Origin of the sequence: Nocardia tenerifensis NBRC 101015 (genome assembly GCF_000308715.1) — a bacterium.
Classification (GTDB): Bacteria; Actinomycetota; Actinomycetes; order Mycobacteriales; family Mycobacteriaceae; genus Nocardia; species Nocardia tenerifensis.
In genome coordinates, this window is the sequence record NZ_BAGH01000104.1 from 1 (window position 1) to 22,465 (window position 22,465).

23 protein-coding genes are annotated in these 22,465 nt (G+C 67.4%); 11 read left to right on the forward strand and 12 right to left on the reverse strand.

Annotated features, from left to right (window positions below; all coding sequences use genetic code 11):
• Positions 1-90: hypothetical protein (locus ON39_RS48560; RefSeq protein WP_157195420.1), on the reverse strand; the 90-nt coding region annotated here is incomplete at its 3' end.
• Positions 91-159: 69 nt separating this feature from the next.
• Positions 160-2,628 carry a phosphoketolase family protein gene (locus ON39_RS08475; RefSeq protein ID WP_211336422.1) on the reverse strand — a complete coding sequence of 823 codons (2,469 nt, stop codon included), beginning with the start codon at positions 2,626-2,628 and terminating at the stop codon, positions 160-162.
• A gap of 196 nt (positions 2,629-2,824) precedes the next feature.
• On the opposite strand from ON39_RS08475, the gene ON39_RS08480 reads away from it, so the two are divergent.
• The 7 genes from ON39_RS08480 (at position 2,825) to ON39_RS08510 (ending at position 9,210) form a co-directional block, all read left to right on the forward strand.
• Positions 2,825-3,406, forward strand: a complete 582-nt coding sequence (locus ON39_RS08480) for an FKBP-type peptidyl-prolyl cis-trans isomerase (RefSeq protein WP_040732754.1) — start codon at positions 2,825-2,827, stop codon at positions 3,404-3,406.
• A gap of 169 nt (positions 3,407-3,575) precedes the next feature.
• Complete coding sequence (gene tig / locus ON39_RS08485; RefSeq protein ID WP_040732777.1) at positions 3,576-4,982, forward strand: trigger factor; 1,407 nt, start codon at positions 3,576-3,578, stop codon at positions 4,980-4,982.
• Between the two features lie 181 nt (positions 4,983-5,163).
• Positions 5,164-5,754 (forward strand): ATP-dependent Clp protease proteolytic subunit, encoded by a 591-nt coding sequence (locus ON39_RS08490; protein WP_040732755.1) that lies wholly within the window; start codon positions 5,164-5,166, stop codon positions 5,752-5,754.
• A gap of 68 nt (positions 5,755-5,822) precedes the next feature.
• Positions 5,823-6,491, forward strand: coding sequence for an ATP-dependent Clp protease proteolytic subunit (locus ON39_RS08495; protein WP_040732778.1), 669 nt, complete (start codon positions 5,823-5,825; stop codon positions 6,489-6,491).
• A gap of 447 nt (positions 6,492-6,938) precedes the next feature.
• On the forward strand, positions 6,939-8,219 hold the full coding sequence (clpX, locus tag ON39_RS08500) for an ATP-dependent Clp protease ATP-binding subunit ClpX (RefSeq protein WP_040732756.1): 1,281 nt from the start codon (positions 6,939-6,941) through the stop codon (positions 8,217-8,219).
• Positions 8,220-8,544: 325 nt separating this feature from the next.
• The gene (locus ON39_RS08505; protein ID WP_246003094.1) at positions 8,545-8,883 is read left to right on the forward strand and encodes an STAS domain-containing protein; all 339 of its coding nucleotides are present in this window, start codon (positions 8,545-8,547) and stop codon (positions 8,881-8,883) included.
• A gap of 54 nt (positions 8,884-8,937) precedes the next feature.
• On the forward strand, positions 8,938-9,210 hold the full coding sequence (locus ON39_RS08510) for a ribosomal protein bL12 (protein WP_040732757.1): 273 nt from the start codon (positions 8,938-8,940) through the stop codon (positions 9,208-9,210).
• Positions 9,211-9,219: 9 nt separating this feature from the next.
• Here ON39_RS08510 and ON39_RS08515 read toward each other — a convergent pair whose 3' ends face one another.
• Positions 9,220-9,672: an Lrp/AsnC family transcriptional regulator gene (locus ON39_RS08515; RefSeq protein WP_040732758.1), complete on the reverse strand. Its 453-nt coding sequence runs from the start codon at positions 9,670-9,672 to the stop codon at positions 9,220-9,222.
• 110 nt (positions 9,673-9,782) lie between these two features.
• Here ON39_RS08515 and ON39_RS08520 point away from each other — a divergent pair, with 110 nt between their 5' ends.
• Positions 9,783-10,400, forward strand: coding sequence for a LysE family translocator (locus ON39_RS08520; RefSeq protein ID WP_040732759.1), 618 nt, complete (start codon positions 9,783-9,785; stop codon positions 10,398-10,400).
• 434 nt (positions 10,401-10,834) lie between these two features.
• Here ON39_RS08520 and ON39_RS08525 read toward each other — a convergent pair whose 3' ends face one another.
• The 6 genes from ON39_RS08525 to ON39_RS08545 all read right to left on the reverse strand — a co-directional run bounded on the left by ON39_RS08525 (position 10,835) and on the right by ON39_RS08545 (position 15,444).
• Positions 10,835-11,614 (reverse strand): ESX secretion-associated protein EspG, encoded by a 780-nt coding sequence (locus ON39_RS08525; RefSeq protein ID WP_051186411.1) that lies wholly within the window; start codon positions 11,612-11,614, stop codon positions 10,835-10,837.
• A gap of 2 nt (positions 11,615-11,616) precedes the next feature.
• Positions 11,617-12,927, reverse strand: coding sequence for a hypothetical protein (locus tag ON39_RS08530; RefSeq protein WP_040732761.1), 1,311 nt, complete (start codon positions 12,925-12,927; stop codon positions 11,617-11,619).
• On the reverse strand, positions 12,924-13,313 hold the full coding sequence (locus ON39_RS45720) for a hypothetical protein (protein ID WP_051186412.1): 390 nt from the start codon (positions 13,311-13,313) through the stop codon (positions 12,924-12,926). The genes ON39_RS08530 and ON39_RS45720 overlap by 4 nt, the downstream gene beginning before the upstream one ends.
• Before the next feature lie 3 nt (positions 13,314-13,316).
• Positions 13,317-13,976, reverse strand: a complete 660-nt coding sequence (locus ON39_RS51380) for a DUF3558 domain-containing protein (protein WP_083894320.1) — start codon at positions 13,974-13,976, stop codon at positions 13,317-13,319.
• An 86-nt stretch (positions 13,977-14,062) separates the two neighbouring features.
• Positions 14,063-14,875: a hypothetical protein gene (locus ON39_RS08540; protein WP_040732762.1), complete on the reverse strand. Its 813-nt coding sequence runs from the start codon at positions 14,873-14,875 to the stop codon at positions 14,063-14,065.
• Positions 14,876-15,066: 191 nt separating this feature from the next.
• Positions 15,067-15,444: a nuclear transport factor 2 family protein gene (locus ON39_RS08545; RefSeq protein ID WP_040732763.1), complete on the reverse strand. Its 378-nt coding sequence runs from the start codon at positions 15,442-15,444 to the stop codon at positions 15,067-15,069.
• A 528-nt stretch (positions 15,445-15,972) separates the two neighbouring features.
• On the opposite strand from ON39_RS08545, the gene mihF reads away from it, so the two are divergent.
• The gene (gene mihF / locus ON39_RS08550) at positions 15,973-16,287 is read left to right on the forward strand and encodes an integration host factor, actinobacterial type (RefSeq protein WP_029895202.1); all 315 of its coding nucleotides are present in this window, start codon (positions 15,973-15,975) and stop codon (positions 16,285-16,287) included.
• 163 nt (positions 16,288-16,450) lie between these two features.
• Here mihF and ON39_RS08555 read toward each other — a convergent pair whose 3' ends face one another.
• The 3 genes from ON39_RS08555 to ON39_RS08565 all read right to left on the reverse strand — a co-directional run bounded on the left by ON39_RS08555 (position 16,451) and on the right by ON39_RS08565 (position 20,183).
• Entirely contained in the window at positions 16,451-16,981 is a 531-nt protein-coding gene (locus ON39_RS08555) for a hypothetical protein (protein ID WP_051186413.1), read from the reverse strand.
• Between the two features lie 72 nt (positions 16,982-17,053).
• Positions 17,054-17,893, reverse strand: a complete 840-nt coding sequence (fdhD, locus tag ON39_RS08560; RefSeq protein ID WP_040732764.1) for a formate dehydrogenase accessory sulfurtransferase FdhD — start codon at positions 17,891-17,893, stop codon at positions 17,054-17,056.
• A complete protein-coding gene (locus tag ON39_RS08565; protein ID WP_040732765.1) occupies positions 17,886-20,183 on the reverse strand; it encodes an FdhF/YdeP family oxidoreductase in 2,298 nt (765 codons plus the stop codon). Before ON39_RS08565 ends, fdhD begins: the two co-directional genes overlap by 8 nt.
• Positions 20,184-20,938: 755 nt before the next feature.
• Between ON39_RS08565 and ON39_RS48110 the strand changes: the two genes are divergently transcribed.
• Positions 20,939-21,583, forward strand: coding sequence for a hypothetical protein (locus ON39_RS48110; RefSeq protein WP_146251284.1), 645 nt, complete (start codon positions 20,939-20,941; stop codon positions 21,581-21,583).
• Positions 21,580-22,428, forward strand: coding sequence for a hypothetical protein (locus ON39_RS08575; RefSeq protein WP_051186415.1), 849 nt, complete (start codon positions 21,580-21,582; stop codon positions 22,426-22,428). Before ON39_RS48110 ends, ON39_RS08575 begins: the two co-directional genes overlap by 4 nt.
• Positions 22,429-22,465 lie beyond the last annotated feature (37 nt).

Here is a 22,465-nt window from a genome sequence, read left to right on the forward strand (position 1 = left end):
CCGGTCGGGATTCTTGTGCAGCAAGAACCCCAGGTCGGTCGCCGGCCAGCCGGCGCCCTCCGGTGGTGTGCAGGTGATCGTGAGCAGCATGCAGCGATCGTCGCCCAGCCGCCCGGACCTGCGCAAGGAAGTTTCGTCACCGCGTAACCGATACGGAAATCACCCGCGCGGGTACGGCCAACTCCAGTCGGCGACCTCGGGAATGTCCTCGCCGTGCGCGCGGGTCCACGCCCGCGCCTCCCAGCGCGCGTCCACCATCTCCTGGCGCAGCCCCGCCGCCCGCTCGCCCAGGCTGGGCACCCGGTCGATGACGTCCATCACCAGGTGATACCGGTCCAGATCGTTGAGCATCACCATGTCGAACGGCGTCGTGGTGGTGCCGCGCTCCTTGTAGCCGCGCACGTGCAGCCCGGCGTGGTTGGCCCGCCGGTAGGTGAGCCGGTGCACCAGCCACGGGTAGCCGTGGAAGGCGAAGATCACCGGCCGGTCGTGGGTGAACAGCGTGTCGAACTCGCTGTCGGGCAAGCCATGTGGGTGATCGTCCTGCGGCTGCAGGCGCATCAGATCGACCACATTGACCACCCTGACCCGCAGGTCCGGCAACCGTTCGCGCAGAATCGCCGCCGCCGCAAGGGTTTCCAGCGTCGGCACGTCACCGGCGCAGGCCAGCACCGCGTCCGGCACGGTGCCGAGCTCGTCGTTGTGGCCCGCCCAGTCCCAGATGCCGATGCCGCGCGCGCAGTGCTCGGCCGCGTCGGTCACCGAAAGCCAATCCGCCTGCGGCTGTTTGCCCGCCACCACCACGTTGACGTAGTGCCGCGAGCGCAGGCAGTGGTCGTAGGTGGACAGCAGGGTGTTCGCGTCCGGCGGCAGGTATACCCGCACGATCGAGGGCTTCTTGTTGAGCACCACATCGAGGAAGCCGGGGTCCTGATGGGTGAACCCGTTGTGGTCCTGACGCCAGACATGCGACGACAGCAGGTAGTTCAGGCTGGCGATGGGCCGCCGCCACGGCACCCCCGCGCTGGCGTCGAGCCACTTGGCGTGCTGGTTGAACATCGCGTCGACGATGTGGATGAACGCCTCGTAGCAGGTGAACACCCCGTGTCTGCCGGTGAGCAGATATCCCTCCAGCAGGCCCTGGCACATGTGCTCCGACAGCACCTCGACCACCCGTCCGGTGCGGTCGAGACGCTCGTCGTACTCGCCGATCTCGGCCTGCCAGTTGCGGCCGGTCACCTCGAGGATGTCCTGTAAACGGTTGCTGGCCAGCTCATCCGGCGCGAACGTGATGAAGTTGTCCGGATTGCCCCGGGTGACCTCGCGCAACCACGCGCCGAGCACCCTGGTCGCCTCGTGCCGCGAGCCGCCCGGCGTGGCGACCTCGACGCCGAAGTCCCGCCAGTCCGGCAGGTTCAGATCGCGAATGAGCGTGCCGCCGTTGGCGGTCGGGTTCGCGCTCATGCGCCGATCGCCCTCCGGCACCTGGTCGAGCAGCTCCGACACCGGCCTGCCCGCCTCGTCGAACAACTCCTCCGGACGGTAGGAGCGCAGCCACTGTTCCAGTACCGCACGGTGACTCGCGTCCGTGCGCGCGGCAGGCAGCGGCACCTGATGCGCGCGGAACGTGCCCTCGACCCGGTCGCCGTCCACCGTCGGCGGACAGGTCCAGCCCTTCGGCGTGCGCAGCACGATCATCGGCCAGGCCGGTCGGCCGCCGTCGGCGCCGCCGCGCGCGGCCCGCTGGATCTGCGCGATGCGCTCCATGCAGGTGTCGACCGCCACGGCCATCGCCTGATGCACGACCGTGGGATCGTCGCCCGCGACGATGACCGGCTCGTAGCCGTACCCGCGCAGCAGCGAGACCAGCTCTTGCTCCGGAATGCGCGCGAGGATGGTCGGATTGGCGATCTTGTACTGGTTCAGCGCGAGGATGGGCAGCACCGCGCCGTCGCGTGCCGGATTGAGGAACTTGTTGGCGTGCCAGCTGGTGGCGAGCGGGCCGGTCTCCGCCTCGCCGTCGCCGATCACGCAGAACACCGTGAGGTCCGGATTGTCCAGCGCCGCGCCGTAGGCGTGCAGCAGCGAGTAGCCGAGCTCGCCACCCTCGTGGAACGACCCCGGCGTCTCCGGCGCGCAGTGGCTCGGCACCCCGCCGGGGAAGGAGAACTGCGCGAACAACGCGCCCATCCCCGCCTCGTCCTGCGGAATGTGGCTGTACAGCTCGGAGTACGTGCCCTCCAGCCAGCCGCACGCGTTCGGCCCCGGCCCGCCGTGCCCCGGCCCGGCCACGAACACCGCGTCGAGCCCGCGCTGGCGAATCGCCCGATTGGCGTGCACCCACACCAGATTCAACCCGGGCACGGTGCCGAAGTGCCCGAGCAGGCGAGGCTTGATGTGCTCGGGGCGCAGCGGCTCGCGCAGCAGCGGGTTCGCCATCAGATAGATCTGCCCGACGGCCAGGTAGTTCGCCGCCCGCCACCAGGCGTCGATCGAGGTCAGTTCGTCGCGGTCCAGCGGGCCTTCGACGTCGGTCAGCCGGTAGGGCCGCGGGGCGACGGTCTCGCCACCCGCGCTGCCGACATTGTCGGCCGAAGTATCGCCACCCGCACTAGCCATGTGGGTCATGCGCTGCCTCTCCTCTGGTCGGGGGAGAACTTCGTCGCCAGCCTAACGGCACTTCGGCGCGCACCGGGCGACTCGGACATGCGCCGGGTACCCGGAGAAATACCGTCGACTCAGACACGCACCGGCAACTCATGTTCTGGGGACATGCGCCGTCCGACTCGGACACGCACCGCCGCGATGGTCTAGGGTCCGCCGCATGCACACACTCGGCAGGATCATCGGGATCGGCACCATCGCCGCGGCGGCGCTCGCCCTGGGCGCCTGTGGCTCCGACGACAAGTCGTCGTCGGCTCCCTCGTCCACCTCCGCGGCCGCCACCAAGGTCACCGCGCCCGCGCAGGCCAACCCGACCGCGAGCAAGGGCCGGGAATGCACCGCGGACGATATCGGCGTGAGTGGCGACTTCGGTACCGCCCCGAAGATCACCCTGCCCGACAACTGCGACCCGCCCAAGAAACTGATTACCAAGGATCTCGTCCAGGGCAGCGGCCCCGGCGCGGCGGCCGGCCAGCAGCTGAAGATGAACTACGCGCTGGTCACTTGGTCCAACGGCCAGAAGAAGGACAGCTCCTTCGACCGCGGCACTCCTTTCGATCTCACCCTCGGCGGCGGCCAGGTCATCCCCGGCTGGGACCAGGGACTCGTCGGCGTGCAGACGGGCTCGCGCAGGCTGCTGATCGTGCCCCCGGACCTGGGCTACGGCGCGAGCGGGCGCAGCGGCATCGCCCCCAACGAGACGCTCGTCTTCGTCACCGACGCGGTCTCGGTCGGAAAATAGGGGCCCGAAAAGCGGCCCAGTGCAGCCCGCCCCGGCCGGTCAACTAACCTGGTCGGGATGCGTACGCCGCGTCCCTCGCCAGCCCGGCGGGCGCCGGGGTCCCGGTGACAGCCGGGGCCGACGGGGATCGCGTCTCAACCAGAACAGACGACACACAAGGAGCATGTCCGTGAAGAGCACCGTCGAGCAGCTGAGCCCGACCCGGGTCCGGATCAATGTCGAGGTGCCCTTCGAGGAACTGAAGCCGGACTTCGACCGCGCGTACAAGGCGCTGGCCAAGCAGGTCAAGATCCCCGGCTTCCGTCCCGGCAAGGCGCCGGCCAAGCTGCTCGAGGCCCGCCTCGGCCGCGGCGCCGTGCTGGAGCAGGTCGTCAACGACGCGCTGCCCGGCCGCTACAGCGAGGCCGTCACCGCCTCCGAGGTGAAGGTCATCGGCCAGCCCGAGATCGAGATCACCAAGATCGAGGACGGCCAGGAGCTCGCGTTCACCGCCGAGGTCGACGTGCGTCCCGAGATCACGCTGCCCGACTACGAGAACATCGCGGTCACCGTCGACGCCTTCACCATCGGCGACGAGGACATCGATGAGCAGTTGCAGTCGCTGCGCCAGCGCTTCGGCACCCTCACCGGCGTCGAGCGCCCGGTCCAGAACGGCGACTTCGTCTCGATCGACCTCTCGGCCACCGTCGACGGCGAGGACGTTCCCGAGGCGGCCACCACCGGCCTGTCCCACGAGGTCGGCTCCGGCCAGCTCATCGAGGGCCTGGACGAGGCGCTGGTCGGCCTGTCCGCCGGCGAGTCCAAGGAGTTCACCTCCAACCTGGTCGCCGGTGAGCACGCGGGCAAGGAAGCCGTCATCACGGTCACCGTGCAGTCGGTCAAGGAGCGCGAGCTGCCCGAGGCCGACGACGACTTCGCCCAGCTGGCAAGCGAATTCGACACCCTCGAGGAGCTGAAGGCCGACCTGCGCAGCCGGGTCGAGCGCAGCAAGAAGGTGCAGCAGGCGGGCGAGATCCGCGACAAGGTGCTGGAGACCCTGCTCGAGCAGGTCGAGGTGCCGCTGCCTGAGGCGGTCGTGCAGGCCGAGATCGACGCCGTCACCCACGACGCCGTGCACGGCTTCGACCACGACGAGGCCAAGCTCGCCGAGGCGCTCGAGGCCCAGGGCTCGAGCCGCGAGGAGTTCGACAAGGACGCCAAGGAGTCCGCCGAGAAGTCGGTGCGCACCCAGCTGCTGCTCGACGCGATCGCCGAGGCGGAGAACACCCAGGTCGGTCAGGAAGAGCTCACCGAGCGGATCCTGTTCCAGTCCCAGCGCTACGGCCTCGCGCCGGAGCAGTTCATCCAGCAGGTCCAGCAGGCGGGCCAGCTCGGCGCGATCTTCGCCGACGTGCGGCGCGGCAAGGCGCTCGCGGGCGTCGTCGGCAAGGTCAAGGTGACCGACTCCGAGGGCAACGTCGTCGACACCGCCGAAATGTTCGGCGCGCCTGAGGATTCCGACGCGGGCGACGAGGTCGAGGTGACCACCGAGGCCGCCGGCGAGTCGACCGAGACCGCCGCGGCGAAGGCCGAATAGTTTGAGCACAGCGCAACTGAGCGCCAGCGAAGTTGCGCTGTGAGCGAAGTAGGGCGGTACCGGGAGTTCGGTGCCGCCCTGCTTCGTTAATGTTTGTGACAACGAACCAGAGATGGCCGTCGGCCAGCGAGCCAGTACGAGAAGGCAGGTATCCGTGACAAGTAACCAGGCAGGGATCGCTATGACGTCCGCTACTGCTGGTCTCAACCTCAGCGATTCGGTGTACGAGCGCCTGCTTCGTGAGCGCATCATCTTCCTCGGCACCCAGGTCGACGACGACATCGCGAACAAGATCTGCGCCCAGATCCTGCTGCTCACGGCGGAGGATCCGACCAAGGACATCTCGCTCTACATCAACTCGCCCGGTGGTTCGGTGACGGCGGGCATGGCCATCTACGACACGATGCAGTTCGCCGAGTGCGACATCCGCACCGTCGGCATGGGCCTGGCCGCCTCGATGGGCCAGTTCCTGCTCACCGCGGGCACCAAGGGCAAGCGCTTCGCCCTGCCGCACGCGCGGATCATGATGCACCAGCCGTCGGCAGGCATCGGTGGTTCCGCCGCCGACATCGCGATCATGGCCGAGCAGTTCGCGCACACCAAGCGCGAGCTCAACGAGCTGCAGTCGCTGCACACCGGCAAGTCCTTGGAGCAGGTCACCGCCGACGCCGACCGCGACCGCTGGTTCACCGCCAAGGAGGCGCTGGAGTACGGCTTCATCGACCGTGTCATCAGCCACGCGAACCAGACCAACGGCGTGAGCGACAACTAGGCGCCATCGGCGACCCTTCGTCCGTTCCAGCGCGCAGCCGCTTACTCACACAGACTTTGGAGACCAAGATGGCCAACCAGTTTGACCCCCGCGCACTCGGCGGCATGGCGCCGCAGGGCCCGCAGTCGCGTTACATCCTGCCGTCGTTCATCGAGCACTCGAGCTTCGGCGTCAAGGAGTCCAACCCGTACAACAAGCTGTTCGAGGAGCGCATCATCTTCCTCGGCGTGCAGGTCGACGACGCCTCGGCCAACGACGTGATGGCGCAGTTGCTCGTGCTCGAGTCCCTCGACCCCGATCGCGACATCACGATGTACATCAACTCGCCCGGTGGCTCGTTCACCTCGTTGATGGCCATCTACGACACCATGCAGTACGTGCGCGCCGACGTCGCGACCGTCTGCCTCGGCCAGGCCGCCTCGGCCGCGGCCGTGCTGCTCGCCGCGGGCACCCCCGGCAAGCGCGCCTGCCTGCCGAACGCCCGCGTGCTCATCCACCAGCCGTCGCTGGAGGGTGGCATCCAGGGGCAGGTGTCGGACCTGGAGATCCAGGCGGCCGAGATCGAGCGCATGCGTCGCCTGATGGAGACCACGCTGGCCCGCCACACCGGCAAGGACGCGGATCAGATCCGCAAGGACACCGACCGCGACAAGATCCTCACCGCCGAGGATGCCAAGGAGTACGGCATCATCGACCAGGTCTTCGACTACCGCAAGCTCAGCGCGCAGAAGAAGTGATCGACCGGAGCGAATCGCCGATCCCGGCGGCAGTTCGCTCGTAAGTTGCTATGCCCCAGGGAGTTCCGGCCGGGAGGCGCGCCCAGCGGCGTGCCGCCCGGCCGGACTGCTCCGGTGCGACGGCAGGCCCGGAAACGCTCCGGTCACCAGCCACGATGAAACAAGCGGCCGGCGCTCGAATCGGCCGCTGAACGGACACAACGCGCTCCGGTGCCGTGAGAACTCGCACAACCCGGCGGAGAAACATGCTCGAGTTGTCGACCTCCATCGCACACACCAGGTACGGTCAACCTAGGGACCTTTGCTCCCGGTTGACAGCACTGCCTCACCCACCGGAACGGTCGATGCGTTTGCGACCACGACCGGTGGCGCGGACCAGAAACGCGGCAGATAGCTGGCAACCTGGACGGACGGTTGCACGCGGACAAGGAAGTAGGGACCCACGAGATGGCGCGCATCGGAGATGGCGGCGATCTGCTCAAGTGCTCGTTCTGCGGAAAGAGTCAGAAGCAGGTCAAGAAGCTCATTGCGGGACCAGGGGTGTACATCTGCGACGAGTGCATCGATCTATGCAATGAGATCATCGAGGAGGAACTCGCCGAGTCCAGCGAGGTCAAGCTCGACGAGCTGCCCAAGCCCGCGGAGATCCGGGACTTCCTCGAGAACTATGTGATCGGACAGGACACCGCCAAGCGCACACTCGCGGTGGCCGTCTACAACCATTACAAGCGCATCCAGGCCGGCGACAAGGGCCGAGACAGCCGCGGCGAGGTCGTCGAGCTCACCAAGTCGAACATCCTCATGCTCGGCCCCACCGGCTGCGGCAAGACCTACCTCGCGCAGACGCTGGCCAAGATGCTCAACGTCCCGTTCGCCATCGCCGACGCCACCGCGTTGACCGAGGCCGGGTATGTCGGCGAGGACGTCGAGAACATCCTGCTGAAGCTGATCCAGGCCGCCGACTACGACGTCAAGCGCGCCGAGACCGGCATCATCTACATCGACGAGGTCGACAAGATCGCCCGCAAGAGCGAGAACCCGTCGATCACCCGCGACGTCTCCGGCGAGGGCGTGCAGCAGGCGCTGCTGAAGATCCTGGAGGGCACCCAGGCGAGCGTGCCGCCGCAGGGCGGACGCAAGCACCCGCACCAGGAATTCATCCAAATCGACACCACCAACGTGCTTTTCATCGTCGCGGGCGCGTTCGCGGGCCTGGAGCGGATCGTCTCCGAGCGCACCGGCCACCGCGGCATCGGCTTCGGCTCCGAGGTGCGGTCCAAGTCCGAGATCGACACCGCCGACCACTTCGCCGAGGTGATGCCGGAGGATCTGATCAAGTTCGGCCTGATTCCCGAGTTCATCGGCCGCCTGCCGGTCGTCGCCTCGGTGACCAACCTGGACAAGGACTCGCTGGTCAAGATCCTCTCCGAGCCGAAGAACGCGCTGGTCAAGCAGTACGTCCGGCTGTTCGAGATGGACGGGGTGGACCTCGAGTTCACCACCGACGCGCTCGAGGCGATCGCCGACCAGGCCATCCTGCGCGGCACCGGTGCTCGCGGTTTGCGCGCGATCATGGAGGAGGTCCTGCTGCCGGTGATGTACGACATCCCCAGCCGCGACGACGTCGCCAAGGTTGTCGTCGACTCCGACACCGTGACCGAGAATGTGCTGCCGACCATCGTGCCGCGTAAGGCGCAGCGGACCGAACGCCGGGAAAAGTCCGCGTAGGCACCGAGATTCGAGAGAAGCCACCGCGTACCGCGCGGTGGCTTCTCTCATTGTTACCAGTGGGAAATAAGTGGTACGGAAAAGGTGTAGCGAATTCGGGCGCGGGGTACTCCGAGTTCAGGGTTGAGCACACAGCCTAGTTCTGGGGCTCGGGTAGCCCTGGAACGCAACGCGATGCCGGCAACGGACGCCAATTGCCGTGCGCGACAGGACTGAGATCCGCATGTCGACCCCTCTTGCTACTACCGCATTTCCCGCGAGCACAACGTCGAAACCTGCCCCGAGCCGAGTGACGTTGCCCGGTCGGCCCGAGTCGGCAGTTCGAATGAGCATGTCCGTCACCTCACCCAGCGAGCGAGTCACCCTGTGCGCCCTCGCCGGTGAAGTGGATTTCTACACCGCCGCACAGTTCCGGTCCGAGCTGATCGGATCGTTGCACACCGCCGCGCCGCTGGTCGTCGTCGACCTGTCCCAGGTGACCTTCTTCGGGATCGCCGCGCTGCACGTGCTGATCGAGGCCCGCGACTGGGCCGAACGCACCGACCGGCGGATTCGCCTGGTCACCGGGCCCCGCTGCGTCGACCGGCTGCTCGAGGTCGCCGGCGACCTCGCCGCCTTCGACACCGCCGCCGATCTCGCCGACGCCCTGCTCGGCACCGCGTAACCGCTCGGCACCGCTGGGTCACCGCCGACCAGCAGCGGTCACTACGATTTGCTCATGTTCGCCCACCGCCGCCTAGAGCGGAAGATCGACGCGCTGCACTACAAGGTCGACCTGATCCTCGAGCATCTGGGGATCCAGGAACCTCCTGCCGCCGAACCCGTTTGGGCCGTGCCGCCTCCGGCGCGGCCTCCGCAGGGTTTCGCCGAGGTCGACGCGCTTTTGGCGCAGGGCAAGAAGATTCAGGCCATCAAGCGCTACCGGGAGTTGACCGGCAGCGGTCTCAAGGAGGCCAAGGACGCCGTCGAGGGTCGCTACGGTCGATATTGACCGGCGCGACTACAGCGGCACCGGTCGCTCGTGGACCACGTGCTTCATCACCAGCGTCGACGTCAGATGCTGCACTCCGGGGAGCGTGGCCAGCTTCTCGTCGTAAAGCTGTTGGAACGCGGGGAGATCCGCCGCGACGACGCGCAGCAGGAAGTCCGGATCGCCGAATAGGCGCTGCGCCTGCACTACGTTCGGGATCTCCGCCACGGCCTGCTCGAACGCGGCCACGGTCGTGCGATCCTCCTGCCGCATCGTCACGAAGACCAGCGCTTCGAACGTCAGGCCGACGGCCGCGGCGTCGACGAGCGCGCGGTAGCCGCGTATCACTCCCGACCTCTCCAATTCCCGCAGCCGGCGGTGGCACGGGGACAGGCTCAGCCGTACCCGGGCGGCGAGTTCGGTGATGGTGAGCCGGCCGTCTCGCTGTAGTTCGGCAAGAATCTTCCGGTCGACGCGATCCATGGGGGAGATCCTTCCACAAATGGGCGCTGAACTGCGAATACTTGGAATCAACTGCTAGCTGCTCCCGCCTATCCTTCCCACGGGTAGTCGAGTGAAGGGAGCAGTGCCGCATGGCCCTCGGGTATATCGCCGCGTTCTGGACGGTGTCGGTCCTGTTGATCCTCGTGCCCGGCGCGGACTGGGCGTACGCGATCACCGCCGGCCTGCGGGAACGATCGGTGGTGCCCGCCGTCGGGGGACTGCTGCTGGGGTATGTCGCGTTGACTGCGGTGGTCGCCGCGGGCGTCGCGGCGGTGGTGGACCGCAATCCCAGTGTGCTGACGGCGCTTACGGTGTTCGGTGGGGTGTATCTGATGTGGCTCGGCGGGACCACGCTCGCGACGGCGAGTACGCTGGCCGCTATGCCGGGGGAGGCCGAGCCCGCGCCGTGGGGGGCCAGCGTCCTGCGGGGCATCGGCATCAGCGGGCTGAATCCCAAGGCGCTGCTGCTGTTTCTCGCGCTGCTTCCGCAGTTCACCGATCGCACCGGCTCGTGGCCGCTCGCGGCCCAGATCGGCACCCTCGGGCTGATCCACACGCTCAGCTGCGCGGCGATTTATCTGTGCGTCGGCGTGCTGGCCCGTACCGTGCTGCGGGCCCGGCCCTCGGCTGCCCGGCTCGTCACGCGGGTGTCCGGGGTCGCCATGATCGTCATCGGCATATTGCTGCTGGTAGAACGCGTACTGTGAGTTGGCTTTTCGACGGGGCTGGTGCCGCTGGCCTCGCGGTATGAGCCGAGTTTTCCGAGACCGATCTCGTTGGCCGGCCTACGCCAGTGCGCTTGTCGTGGGTCGAAGACGGTTCGGTCTGGGATGCCGCCGACACAGGGAACACCGCTCGGCGAAAGTCATCGGCGAATATTTGTAACGAATCCCGTCCTCCCCGCGATGCATGTGTCGAGGAGCTGCTGTTGGTCACCGCACCCACTGGAGTCGCGGGGACCGGTTTCTCCGGTAGGTAGAAGAAGTGGATCGCGGGTGAACACCTGCAGGCACTCGCGGCCCATGCGATTCCCACTGCCCCGAGATCGACCCCGATGTCGAGCTCGGGGCAGTTCCATGTCCGGGTGTCGGCGGGCTCGTACCGACGTGAACTAATCGCCCAGGTGGTCTACCGGACGCCTTCACCACGTGGTGTTGTTCTGCTCGGTTTCCATGCGGTAGTGGCGGTGGGTCAGGTCCACCAGGCGGGCTATCTCGTTGGTCATGGCGGTGGGACTCATGGGGGTGGCGACTATCGGGTCGCCGGACTTGATGTAGTAGCGACCGTCGTCCGCGTAGTCGGCCCAGAGGAAGCCGCGGCCGTCGTTGGTCGGCCTGGAATCCATTGCCGGGCCCGGGAATACGGTGATCTCGCCGACGGCGGTGCGGTCGCGCTTGAACATTCGGCTCAGTTGTTCGTTGATGCTCAGTTCGTTGGGGCGACGGCTGTAGCGTTGACGGTCGGTGGCGATTTCCTCTCGGCGGAAACTGACGGCTGGTCGACTGCCCGCCGGTGTCTTCGGCAGCGCCGCCACCGCGGCGGCGGCCACTTCGTTCGGCGCGCACAGGCCTATGATCACGTCGCCGCCGGTGTCCTCGGCGGTGCCGGGCAGCTGAACGAGGGTGGCGCCGGAGCCATTTCGAACCGCGCCGTGGAACCGGAAAACGGTGGTCAATCCGGAGCCTCCGAAACCCTTTGACTCGACGCGCGTTTCGGGTTCCAGCAGCGTCGACAGGGCGAGTTCCAGATTCTCGGAATACTGACCGAGTAGTGACTGAATGGCGGCCTCGCGTTGCCGCACAAGGTCTTCCCAGTCGACGGCCGTCGTCGGGCGGAACGCCAGCGGGTACGGGAGGCGATCGCGGCCGTACGCCGACCAGAGGATGTCGAACTCCTGGCCGGTGAACCGCCAACCGCGCACGCTCAGTTTTCCCCGATCACCGGGGGGACCGCCTTGTCCGGCTCGCCGAGTAGCTCTTCGGACCAGTCCCGGATCAGGTAGTCCTTGGTCTGGTGGGTGCGTTCCTCGTCGTCCCTCTTGGCGGGCGCGCCGCCCATCGGCGTACCGCTCGTACCAGCTCGGCCCATGGTGCTGGTGCTGGAGCGGGCGGCCAGTGGGGTAGCGGTTCCTGGCTGTTGCGGGGTGCCTGGGATGCTGCGGCCTGGGCTCGGCGTGCCGGGAGAGCCTGGTGTGCTTGGCCTTCCGGGACGGCCGGGACTGGTCGTTGTGCCGGGCGAGCGAGTCGTCGGGCTGCCGGGAGTCGTGCTGCGGCTGGGCACCGGAGTCGCCGGAGTTGTCGTGCTCGGGGAGCTCGAGTTCGTCGTGCCAGCCGGGGTGTTGGTCGGCGTCGACGCGGGATTGTTCGACTGAGGGGTGGATTGTGGTGTCGTCGTGCTGGACGGGGTGGTCTGCGGGTTGTCGGCGGCAGGTTGGGTCGCCGAGTTCGGATCCTGATTCGAGTCGACGGGCTTCTGCTCGGTCGGCGTCGAGGCCTCCTGCTTGGGCTGGTCGCCTGTGCCGGACTGAATCGATGCGCCGGGCGAAGGTGATAGGGGACCTACCGGTGGGACCGGGTTACTCACCATCATTGGGCTGTTCGGGATGATAGGAACCCCATTATCGGTTTGGTTCGCGACCTGCCAGTACACCGTGCGCAGCACCCGCCGAGCCTCGTTCGTCGCTTCGGTTTGGGTGTGATCGCTGACCTTCAGCACGCCTTCGCTAGGCAGGGTTTTGCCACGCAGATCGGGGCTGCTGTCGCCGGCGCGAGGCATCAGGGCTTGGGTTTGATGCAGGCCGGTGTAGAGCTCGTTGAGTTTCACCGAGATGAGTTCGGTGGCGAGAGTCAGTTGTTGCGATTGATTGACATAGTTCGTGACCGATTCAATTGCTTGATCCGCAGCTAGGCCTTCCCAACCGTGGGTGACTGTGGCTCTGATGGCGTCACCGAAGGCGTGGGACTTATCGCGGAACGCAGCGCTGACGTTCTGCCACATCTGCGAGGCATCCCAGGCCTGGCTGGGCTTCATCGCTTCGACCTTGCTGATCAGATCCTGGAGTGTTCCGGTCTCGATGGCGAACAGGTCTTCGCCGGGGTTGGTGATCGACGGCGGGTCGTAGCCTTGTTCGAGCTCTTGGGCGAGCTTGCCCCGGTGCCAGTAGATCGCCGTGCGATCGTCGTTCCACTGCTGCTGGGCAGCGATGATTCGTGCTTGATAGTCGTCCTGACTCATGAGCCGACCTCAGGGACGTGTAGTGCCGCGATATCTTGACGGTTGGCCGCGTCGACCGCATGGTAGTTCTCGATGGCTTTGGCGAAGACCTGGCGCATCAGCAGTACTTCTTCGATGTGGGTCTCTAGTGATCCCTGTAGTGAGGTGTCGCCATCTCTGCCCTTTAGCGAGAACTTTCGCTCCAAGATTGGACCTGATGGCATACCGCCGAAACCCGAAAGTTGTTGAATCTGCCGGGTGGAGTCACGGATACCATCGAGGTCGTCCAGGTAAGCCTCGCACTTCGCGTCCAAGTCCTTACCCACCTCCGGACTCAACTTGAGCTCACCTGCGTTGGCCCGGTCGAGTAGCTGGCGCCAGTTCGATTGTCCAGCAGCCGATTCCATTGTTCAGTTCCCTCCGCCAGGCAGATACTTTGCAAAATCGTTGGCATGTCGAACTGCCTGCTCACACGGGTCACCTAGTTTGCCGACGGAATACCGGGTGGTGACCAGGAAACCAACAGTTCCGTTAGCTCTTCCCTGGGGGACCTCGACAGCTACACCGCAATCGAGGCGCTTTTCATCACCGACAAACAAGTACTGCAGCGCCGGTCGTCCTTCAATCGTCAGGGGTGTAAAGCTTTCGAAGTCTCGACGCTGTTGAAACTGTTGGAGCGAGGGTTCACCGGAGAGCAATGCGAGGGTGTACCAGCGGGCGGACGACCTCCAGCTGCAAACCTTCCAGCCAGCTGCGTCTATCCCCGCGACATCCTTCGTCCGCGTCTCCGGACTGAGCCCCCCACCCCGCAACGCATCATCCGGCAACGCCGTACACGGATCCCAAATCGCTGCATCAGGATCCTTGGCCCCCGACGGCTTGACACTCACACTCGTAGTCCCACTTGGACTTACACCCGTAGGCGCCCCATCCGTCGAACCCCCACACCCGCCCAGGACCAACACAGCCCCCACCGCAGCAACCCACCGCACCCCGCGACCGCCGACCATGCGTTCCCCTAACCGCCGCTGCTCGAACCCACTATGGATACGCCCCGCTGCCCGGCCCATTACCTGCGCAAACGGTACCGCCGACCACTCGACCCCCGCAAGGACATCGGCCGATCACGACAAGTCGGTAGCCTCGAGCGGCCCGCTCACCCCCGCTGCGCCCCCAGCAACGTGTCATGCATGGGCCGGGGCCGATCCGGATTCTCCCGGATATGCTCGGTGGCCCGCGTGATCGCCTGGCTGTACCGCGCGCTCGCCGCATTGTGGGTCAGCAAGGCCACGCCGATCATCATCGGCGCGACCGCGTGCACTCCCGCGTCGAACCACCGCGCGTCGCGCACGTGGGGGTACGTGTTCAATCCGACCGTCAGTGCCAGCAGCACGATTTCGGCGGTGACGACCTGGGTGCGGCTGTTGAGCACGCCCCACTCGGCCAGCTTGGTCGTGCCGATCATGATGATCACCAGGCAGACGCTGATCATCGCCTCGACCAGGTAGCTGAACCAGTAGAGCGGATCGGTGACGCCGTCGGGGGCGATGTTGTGCTGCACGTTGACCGCCGACCACAGCATGCCCGCGATCACCACGCCGGCCAGCGCGCGCAGCGACCAGGCGCGGTGTCGGTACAGCGAGGCGAGCTGGGCGTGCGGGCTGGATTCGCGGCGCTGAGAGGCGATGGCCTTGCGCGCCATGAGCAGGTCGCGGATGTCGGCCTTCTCGATGGCCTCCTTCGTCTGCCTGGCGCGGTCGGCGGCGGCGGAGACGGCCTGGGCGTACTTCCAGCGCTGCCCGCGGTCCTGGGTGCGGATGCGCTCGGCCAGTTCGCGTTCGGCCTCCAGCTCGTCCTCGGCCAGGACCTCGGTCAGCGCGGGATCGAACTGGTAGGCCATGCGGCCACGGGCCCGCTCGACCCGCTGTGCCAGCTGCGTGACGTCGTCGAAGGGGTGTTCCTCGGGCATGCTGCTCCAAAAGTGGATGGGCTGAACGGAACTCGACAAATCGGGAGATGCCGGGCTGCCCGATCACCGGGAGCTGGGTAGTAGCTCGCTGCGAGGGTAACGGACAGGCGGCATCGACGCCTACTCTTCATAGTCGATTCCGCGTGCCGAGGACACGCTCGAGCGCTATCCGCGCCGAAAAACCCGGCGAGTCACTCCGGTTCGACGACCATGTCTTCCTGACTCCAGAAGGCGCGCATGCGGGTGATCTTGCCCGTGTCGTCGAACTCCATGACGTCGATGGGGGTCAGGGTGAACCGCTGTCCGGCGACCCGGGTGACGACGGTGAACATGAAGGCCGCCTCGTTGCCCGCGATGCGCACGGTCTCCGGCCGCAGCTCGGTCTCCCGGTCGAGCGCGGCGAGCACGTCGTAGAACTCGCGGATGGCGGCGTGACCGTGCCGCACGGGGGTGCCGACGGGATCCTCGACGGTGGCGTCGGGCGCGTAGAGCTCGACGACCGCCTCGGTCGGGCCGGAGCCGACCAGCTTGACGTACTGCTCGACCACATCGCGGATCTGCTTGGTCATCGAAACTCCTGCCGAAGTGAAACGTGTTCTAGTTCGGCAGAGTAGCAGCACAGCCGCGGGGGCGGTCAAGGATCGGTTCGCGCTGTCGTAGCGCTGTTCACGTCGACCGAAGTGGCTCGGGCCGTGCGGAATCCCCCCGAAAGTTGGAACGCCCCCGCAGACGCTGTGCTGTTGTCGGCATCCGCGCGTCGCGGACCCGGTGACGGTCGATGATCCGATCGCGCCCGGTGCCGGGGATCGCCGTTGATCCCCCGTGGTTCGCCGTTGAACCTTTATCCCGCGCTGATGCTTTCGTAGATTCTGTCGCGTCCGCGCCGTACGGTGTTACCGGCATTTCGGTCAGCGGACCGAAAAGTCATTTCCGCCCATTTTGCCCGCCGATTACTGCGTTCGACGGCCCCCAACCAGGAAACTCATCGCTAACTCCGCCGTCCCGGCCCGGTGTGTCGGCCTTGCGCTGCCGGTGGAGTGCTGTTTACTCGGTCCGGTCAACCAGATGTTCGAGTGACGAGTGGAAGCGGAGGAGACATGGCACTGCCTACCATGACCGCGGAGCAGCGCACTGAAGCGTTGGCCAAAGCGGCAGCGGTCCGCAAGGCGCGCTCCGAACTGATCGGCAAGGTGAAGGCGGGCAAGGTTTCGGTCGCCGACCTGTTGAAGAAGGCCGACTCCGACGAGTTGGTCAAGAAGACCAAGGTCGCCGCGGTGATCAAGGCTCTGCCCGGTGTCGGCCCGGTGAAGGCCGCCAAGTTGATGGATCAGGCGGAGATCCCGGAGGATCGCCGGATCGGCGGGCTCGGCGCACGTCAGCGCGCGGCCCTACTGGACGCCCTGAAGGACTGACAGCGACGGCTCACGGTGTGACCGGGGAACGAAACCTCACGTCGGTGGCGCGGCTGTGTCTCGCGAGGGACCGCCTGCTCGCGGTCCTGGCCATGTAGCTCAGCCCCCAGCCGCACAGACAGTGCAAACGCCCCACAGCGCCTAGCCGGGCTGTGGGGCGTTGTCAGCGGCGGCGACGCGGGAACTTGACGTGCACCGGCGCCGGATCCGACAGGGGAATGTCGCCGCGCGGCGGCAGCAGCAGGCAGGCGGCGCCGAGAACGAGCACCAGGGCCGCGCCGACGAGGCTGAGGGTGAAGCTGACGCCGCTCAACGCGGCGGGCCGGTGGAAGACGTGGTAGACGAAGTGCGGCACGGCGAAGACCACCCAGCCGATGCCCGCCATCCGCGCCGCGCCGGTGCTGTTGTGCACGAGCGCCGCGATGGTCACCGCGGTGAGCGCCAGGAAGAACGCGCCGACGTCGGCAGCGAGATGATGGTTGTACGGTCCGTCGGCGGCGGTCCAGTGCATGCCGAAGCCGGGAAAGCTGGTGTACCAGGAATGTGGCGCGATCGTCGCCCACAGCCCGGTGAAGGAGCCCTGAACAGCCAAGAGCGCCAAGACGATTCGGGTGCTCATCAGGCGACGGCGGTACTGCTCGAACCGCATCCGCACGCGCAGCCCCTCCTGCGTGCCCTCCACCGAGATCCGCATCGGTCTCTCCCTGCCCGTCGAACCGCTCCCAGTACATGCTGTCACCGCGAAACGGGCCCCGGCAAGGGCGGATCAGGCCAGCATGGAGGAGGTGCTCGAACCCGCGACGATCCGATCGGGGTGGGTGTAGACGTTCATCGTGTCGCCGCGCAGGAACCCGGCCAGGGTGAGCCCGCTCTCGGCGGCGAGGTCGACCGCGAGCGAACTGGGCGCGGAGACGGCCCCGAGCATCGCGATGCCGGCCATCGACGCCTTCTGCACCAGCTCGAAGGAGGCGCGGCCGCTGACGATGAGCACCAGATCGCGGGCGGGGACCAGGTTTTCGCGCAGCGCCCAGCCGATCGCCTTGTCCACCGCGTTGTGCCTGCCGATGTCCTCGCGCACCGCGAGCGCGGTGCCGTCGGCGGCGAACAGGCCTGCCGCGTGCAGGCCGCCGGTCGCCTCGAAGAGGAACTGCTTGCTGCGCAACGTCTTCGGCATGCCGGCCAACACCTGCGTGTCCACCACCGGACCGCCCTCGGCGATCGGGTATCGGGACAGCGTGCGCACCTCGTCGAGGGCGGTCTTGCCGCACAGCCCGCACGCGCCGGTGGTCAGGAAGTTGCGCGGCCGGGACGTGGCGGGGTTGCGCAGCGTGAGGTCGAGGACGTTGTAGGTCTGGCGGCCCTCGTCGTCGGTGCCCGCGCAGTAGCGGGCGGCCATGATCTCCTCGGCGACGCCGATCATGCCCTCACTCAACAGGAATCCGTGCACGAGGTCCACGTCGTTGCCGGGGGTGCGCATGGTGACGGTGAGCGACTCGCCGCCGATTCGGATCTCCAGGGGTTCCTCGACGGCCAGGGTGTCGGGGCGCTGGATATCGCCGGTGGGCGAGATCCGGCGCATTCTGCGTCGGGCGGTGACTCTACTCATGGCGCGCTCGTTCTAGTCTGACCGTCACCGACTTGGACACCGGCGTATTCGACCGCGCCGCGACATGATCAAGCGGCACAAGGGGATTGGTCTCCGGATAGTAGGCCGCCGCGTTGCCGCGCGGGGTGGGGTAGGCGACGAGCCGGAAACCCTCGACGCTGCGCTCGGTGCCGTCGGTCCACTCCGAGATCACGTCCACCAGTTCGCCTTCCGCGAAGCCGAGCGCGGTGATGTCCTCGGGGTGCACCAGCACCACCTTGCGCCCGCCGTGCACGCCGCGGTAGCGGTCGTCGAGGCCGTAGATGGTGGTGTTGTACTGGTCGTGGCTGCGTATCGTCTGCAGGATCAGTCGCCCCTCGGGCACCGGGGTCCAGGTGAGCTCGTTCACCGCGAAGTTGGCTTTGCCTGTGCCGGTGCGGAATTCGCGGCTGTCCCGGGGCGGGTGGGGTAACACGAAGCCGTTGCGGGCGCGCACCCGCGTGTTGTAGTCCGCGCAACCCGGCACGACCCGGGAGATCGCGTCGCGGATGGTGTCGTAGTCGCGCCGGAAGCGCGCCCAGGGGACCGGGTGGTCCGCGCCGAACAGGGTCAGCGCGAGGTCGCAGACGATCGCGATCTCACTGCGCAAATGTTTGCTCACCGGCTTCAGCCGACCGGTCGACAGGTGCACCATCGACATCGAATCCTCCACCGACACCTGTTGTTTCAGGCCGTCGCGCAGATCCTCGTCGGTGCGGCCCAGGGTGGGCAGGATCAGCGCGGTCTTGCCGTGCACGACGTGGCTGCGGTTGAGTTTGGTGGAGACCTGCACGGTCAGCGCGCACGTGCGCAGCGCGGCCTCGGTCACCGCGGTGTCCGGGGTCGCCGAGACGAAATTGCCGCCCATTCCGAAGAACACCGACGCGCGCCCGTCCCGCATGGCGCGGATGGCGTCGACGGTGTCGTAGCCGTGCTCGCGCGGGCTGGCGATGCCGAACTCCCGGTCGAGCGCGTCGAGGAACGCGTCGGGCATCTTCTCCCAGATGCCCATGGTGCGGTCGCCCTGCACGTTCGAGTGCCCGCGCACGGGGCAGACGCCCGCGCCAGGCTTGCCGATCATGCCGCGCAGCAGCAGCAGATTCGTCGCCTCCTCGATGGTGGCGACGCCGTGCGCCTGCTGGGTGAGGCCCATGGCCCAGCAGATGATGATGTTCTTCGACTCCGCGAATCGCTGTGCGGTGCGCTCGATCTCGGCCATGGTGAGGCCGGTCGCGACCAGGACGGCGTCGAAATCCACCGCGCGCGCGTGCTTTTCGTACTCGTCGAAGCCGGCGCAGTGCGCGTCGACGAACTCCCGGTCCACCACGGTGCCGGGCGCGCGGTCCTCGGCCTCGAACAGGAGCCTGCCGAGCGCCTGGAACAACGCCATGTCGCCGCCGAGGCGGATCTGCAGGAAGTCGTCGGCGATGGACACGCCGGTGGTGAACCCCTGCACGGTCTGCGGATCGCGGAAGCCGAGCAGGCCGGTCTCGGGCAGCGGGTTGATCGCGACGATCTTCGCGCCCTTGGACTTGGCGTCGGCCAGCGCGCTGAGCATGCGCGGATGGTTGGTGCCCGGGTTCTGGCCCGCGACGATGATCAGGTCGGCGGCGGCGAAGTCGTCGATCGAGACCGAGCCCTTGCCGATGCCGATCGAGCTGACCAGCGCGGCGCCCGAGGACTCGTGGCACATGTTGGAGCAGTCCGGCAGGTTGTTCGTGCCGAAGCTGCGGACCAGCAGCTGGTAGAGGAACGCGGTCTCGTTGCTCGTGCGGCCGGAGGTGTAGAAGACGGCCTCGTTCGGAGATGCCAAGGCGCCCAAGTGATCCGCGACGAGGCGGTAGGCGTCGTCCCACTCGATGGGGGAGTAGTGCGTGTCGCCGGGGTGCAGCACCATCGGATGGGTCAGCCTGCCCTGCTGACCGAGCCAGTAACCCGACTTGCCCGCCAGCTCGTCGATCGAGTGGGCGGCGAAGAACTCCGGCGTGACCGTGCGCAGCGTCGCCTCCTCGGCGACCGCCTTCGCGCCGTTCTCACAGAACTCCGCCGGGCGGCGATGACCGGTGGGCTCCGGCCAGGCGCAGCCGGGGCAGTCGAAGCCGTGCACCTGATTGACCCGCGCGAGGGTGCGGGCGGTGCGAATCACGCCCATCTCGTCGACCGCGCGTTTCAGCGACACCGCGACCGCGGTGACACCCGCGGCCTGCTCTTTCGGCGCGCTCACGCTTAGCGCGGACTCATCGATGTCCTCGGTCGGCCCATTACGGTGCATAATTCGTATTGTCCTCTTCGCGCTGTCTCAGTCGGGCAGGGGACCAGCTATTTCGATGGTATGCACCCGGAACGATACGGGCGCGTAACACGCGCTGACCCTAATCGGCGTGGGGAGCCCGCGCGTCCCGGGATTTCGCGGGGTGTCGGGCGCGGGCGGGGTCGATCGAGATGCCTCCGTATTGGCGCACACGGCATTACGATGCTAGGGATCGCACGCACGTAGGCGCGGTCGTACGGAGTCCGCCACGTGGCTGGGATGGAGCGACGGCGGCGGTTCGTCTAGCGAGAGCATGGCCGATGGGGACGCTGGCACCTGCTGCTGCGCGTGCCGGCGCAGCGCGTCGGCAGGCAGGGAGGTTTCGCGCGGGCGGGGTGCTGGTCGGGAGCCTGAGTTGTCTTGCGCTGGTGGGGTTTTCGGGGGAGGCTGCGCGTGGGGATTCGGCGCCGCTCGTGTATGTCGAGGAGGGATCCGCGGAGTTCTCGGCGGTGCTGCGATCGCCGACGGGCGGTGATGACGCCGCAACCCGTGCGGACATCGTGCTCGTTGGGCAGCCGATCAGCCCGTTGCCGACACCGTCGGGACACGGCGGGCCGGTCGTGCCCGCACAGCAACCGCCGCAGGGCGGGACCGGTGGGCCAGACGCGCCCCCGAACGTCGGTGGAGCGCACGACAGGCCGTTCGCGCCGCACCAGCCGCCTTGCGACGGGACGCTTTGCCCGACCGTATCGCCGACCGAGCCGACACCGCCGGAGGTGACGACCTCGCAGACCACGCCGCCGACCACGACTCCGTCGGTGACCACTCCGCCGGTCACGAGCCCTTCCGTCACGAGTCCGTCCGCCACCACGACCACGCCGCCCGAACCCACGACGACCACGCCGGAGGAGGCCCCGCCGACCTCGGAGCAGGCTCCACCACCGCGGCCGGAGCGGCGGCCGGAGGTGGTCGGACCGCCCAGGAACTCGGAGCGCACACCGGCCGTCGTGCCGCCCGCTCCGGAGCCGGCACTGCTGCCACCACCCCGATTGCCGCCCGCCGCAATGGATCTCACGCCGTCGGCGATCGGTCCCGGCGCCGGTGTCCGGGCCAGCGGCCACGGATGCGAGCCGCAAGCGCCGGTCGATGTCACGATCGGAGACGTCGCCGTCGGGAAGACGGTGGCCGGTGCGGACGGCGCGTTCGAGGTGCCCCTGGTCACCGGCGCGGTGGAGATCGGCCGGCATCAGGTGACCGCGCGATGCGGGCGCACCTTGGTCGCGCCGCTGGATGTGGTGCTGGTGGGCACCGTCGGATCGGGCACGTCGACGCTCACCGTGATTCTGTTCGTGCTCCTGCTCGGCGGGTGGTATTACGGCCTGCGCATCGTCTCGTATCTGCCTGCGCGGAGGGTCGAATGAGCGGTGACTCGCATCGCCCTCGGCGGGCGGTCTGGTCGATGCTGCTGATCCTGCTGGTCTGGACGGCGGCGCAGGCGGGCGCGCGGCCCGACGGGGTCGACATGTCCGCGAGTTTCGACGGGCACGATATCGCGGGGACGTCGGTGGACAAGCCGCTGCGGCTACAGCCGGACAGCACGATTCGGGTCGCCGTCGAGCTGACCAACAATACCGGTGCGGCGCTGGAGATTCGGCGCGTCGATCTCACGGGGCACGTGCTGGGCCTCAGCTACTTCTCCTACTCCACCGACGTCGAATTATCCATCGCGCCAGGGCAATCGGACGCGCTGCGGTACCGGCTGGAGCTGCGGGGGCTGGCGGGGCAGGCGACCGGGTTGATGGGCGGCGAACTCGCGGTCTACGACGCGAACGGGACGGCGGTGGCCGCGATACCGGTGATCACCGATGTGCGCGGGTCGCTGTGGTCGGTGTACGGGTTGTTCGGGATCGCACTAGCTGTGCTCACCGCGCTCGGCTTCGCCGACGCCGGGTTCGCCATTGCCCGGCACCGGTTTTCGGTCACCCGGGGTCGGCGCGGATTGCGCTTGCTCGCACCGGGTCTCGGGATCGGGTTGGTGTTCGCGTTCATCGCGTCGGTGGCGCGGTGGTGGGTGCCGGACACCGGTCTGTGGCTGGCGTTCGCGGGAGTCACTGCGGCGGTGGCGTTTCTGCTCGGGTACGCCTCGCCGATGCCGGTGCCGGAGGACGAACTCGGTGACGCGGGCGTCGGCGAGGTCGAGACCGACGGCGATGACGCGGACGAAGACGAGACGGAGCGCATTCCGGCGGAAAAGCCGAAACCTTGACCAGGAGGGGCTGACTGACACTCCCGCGGCCTTCGCC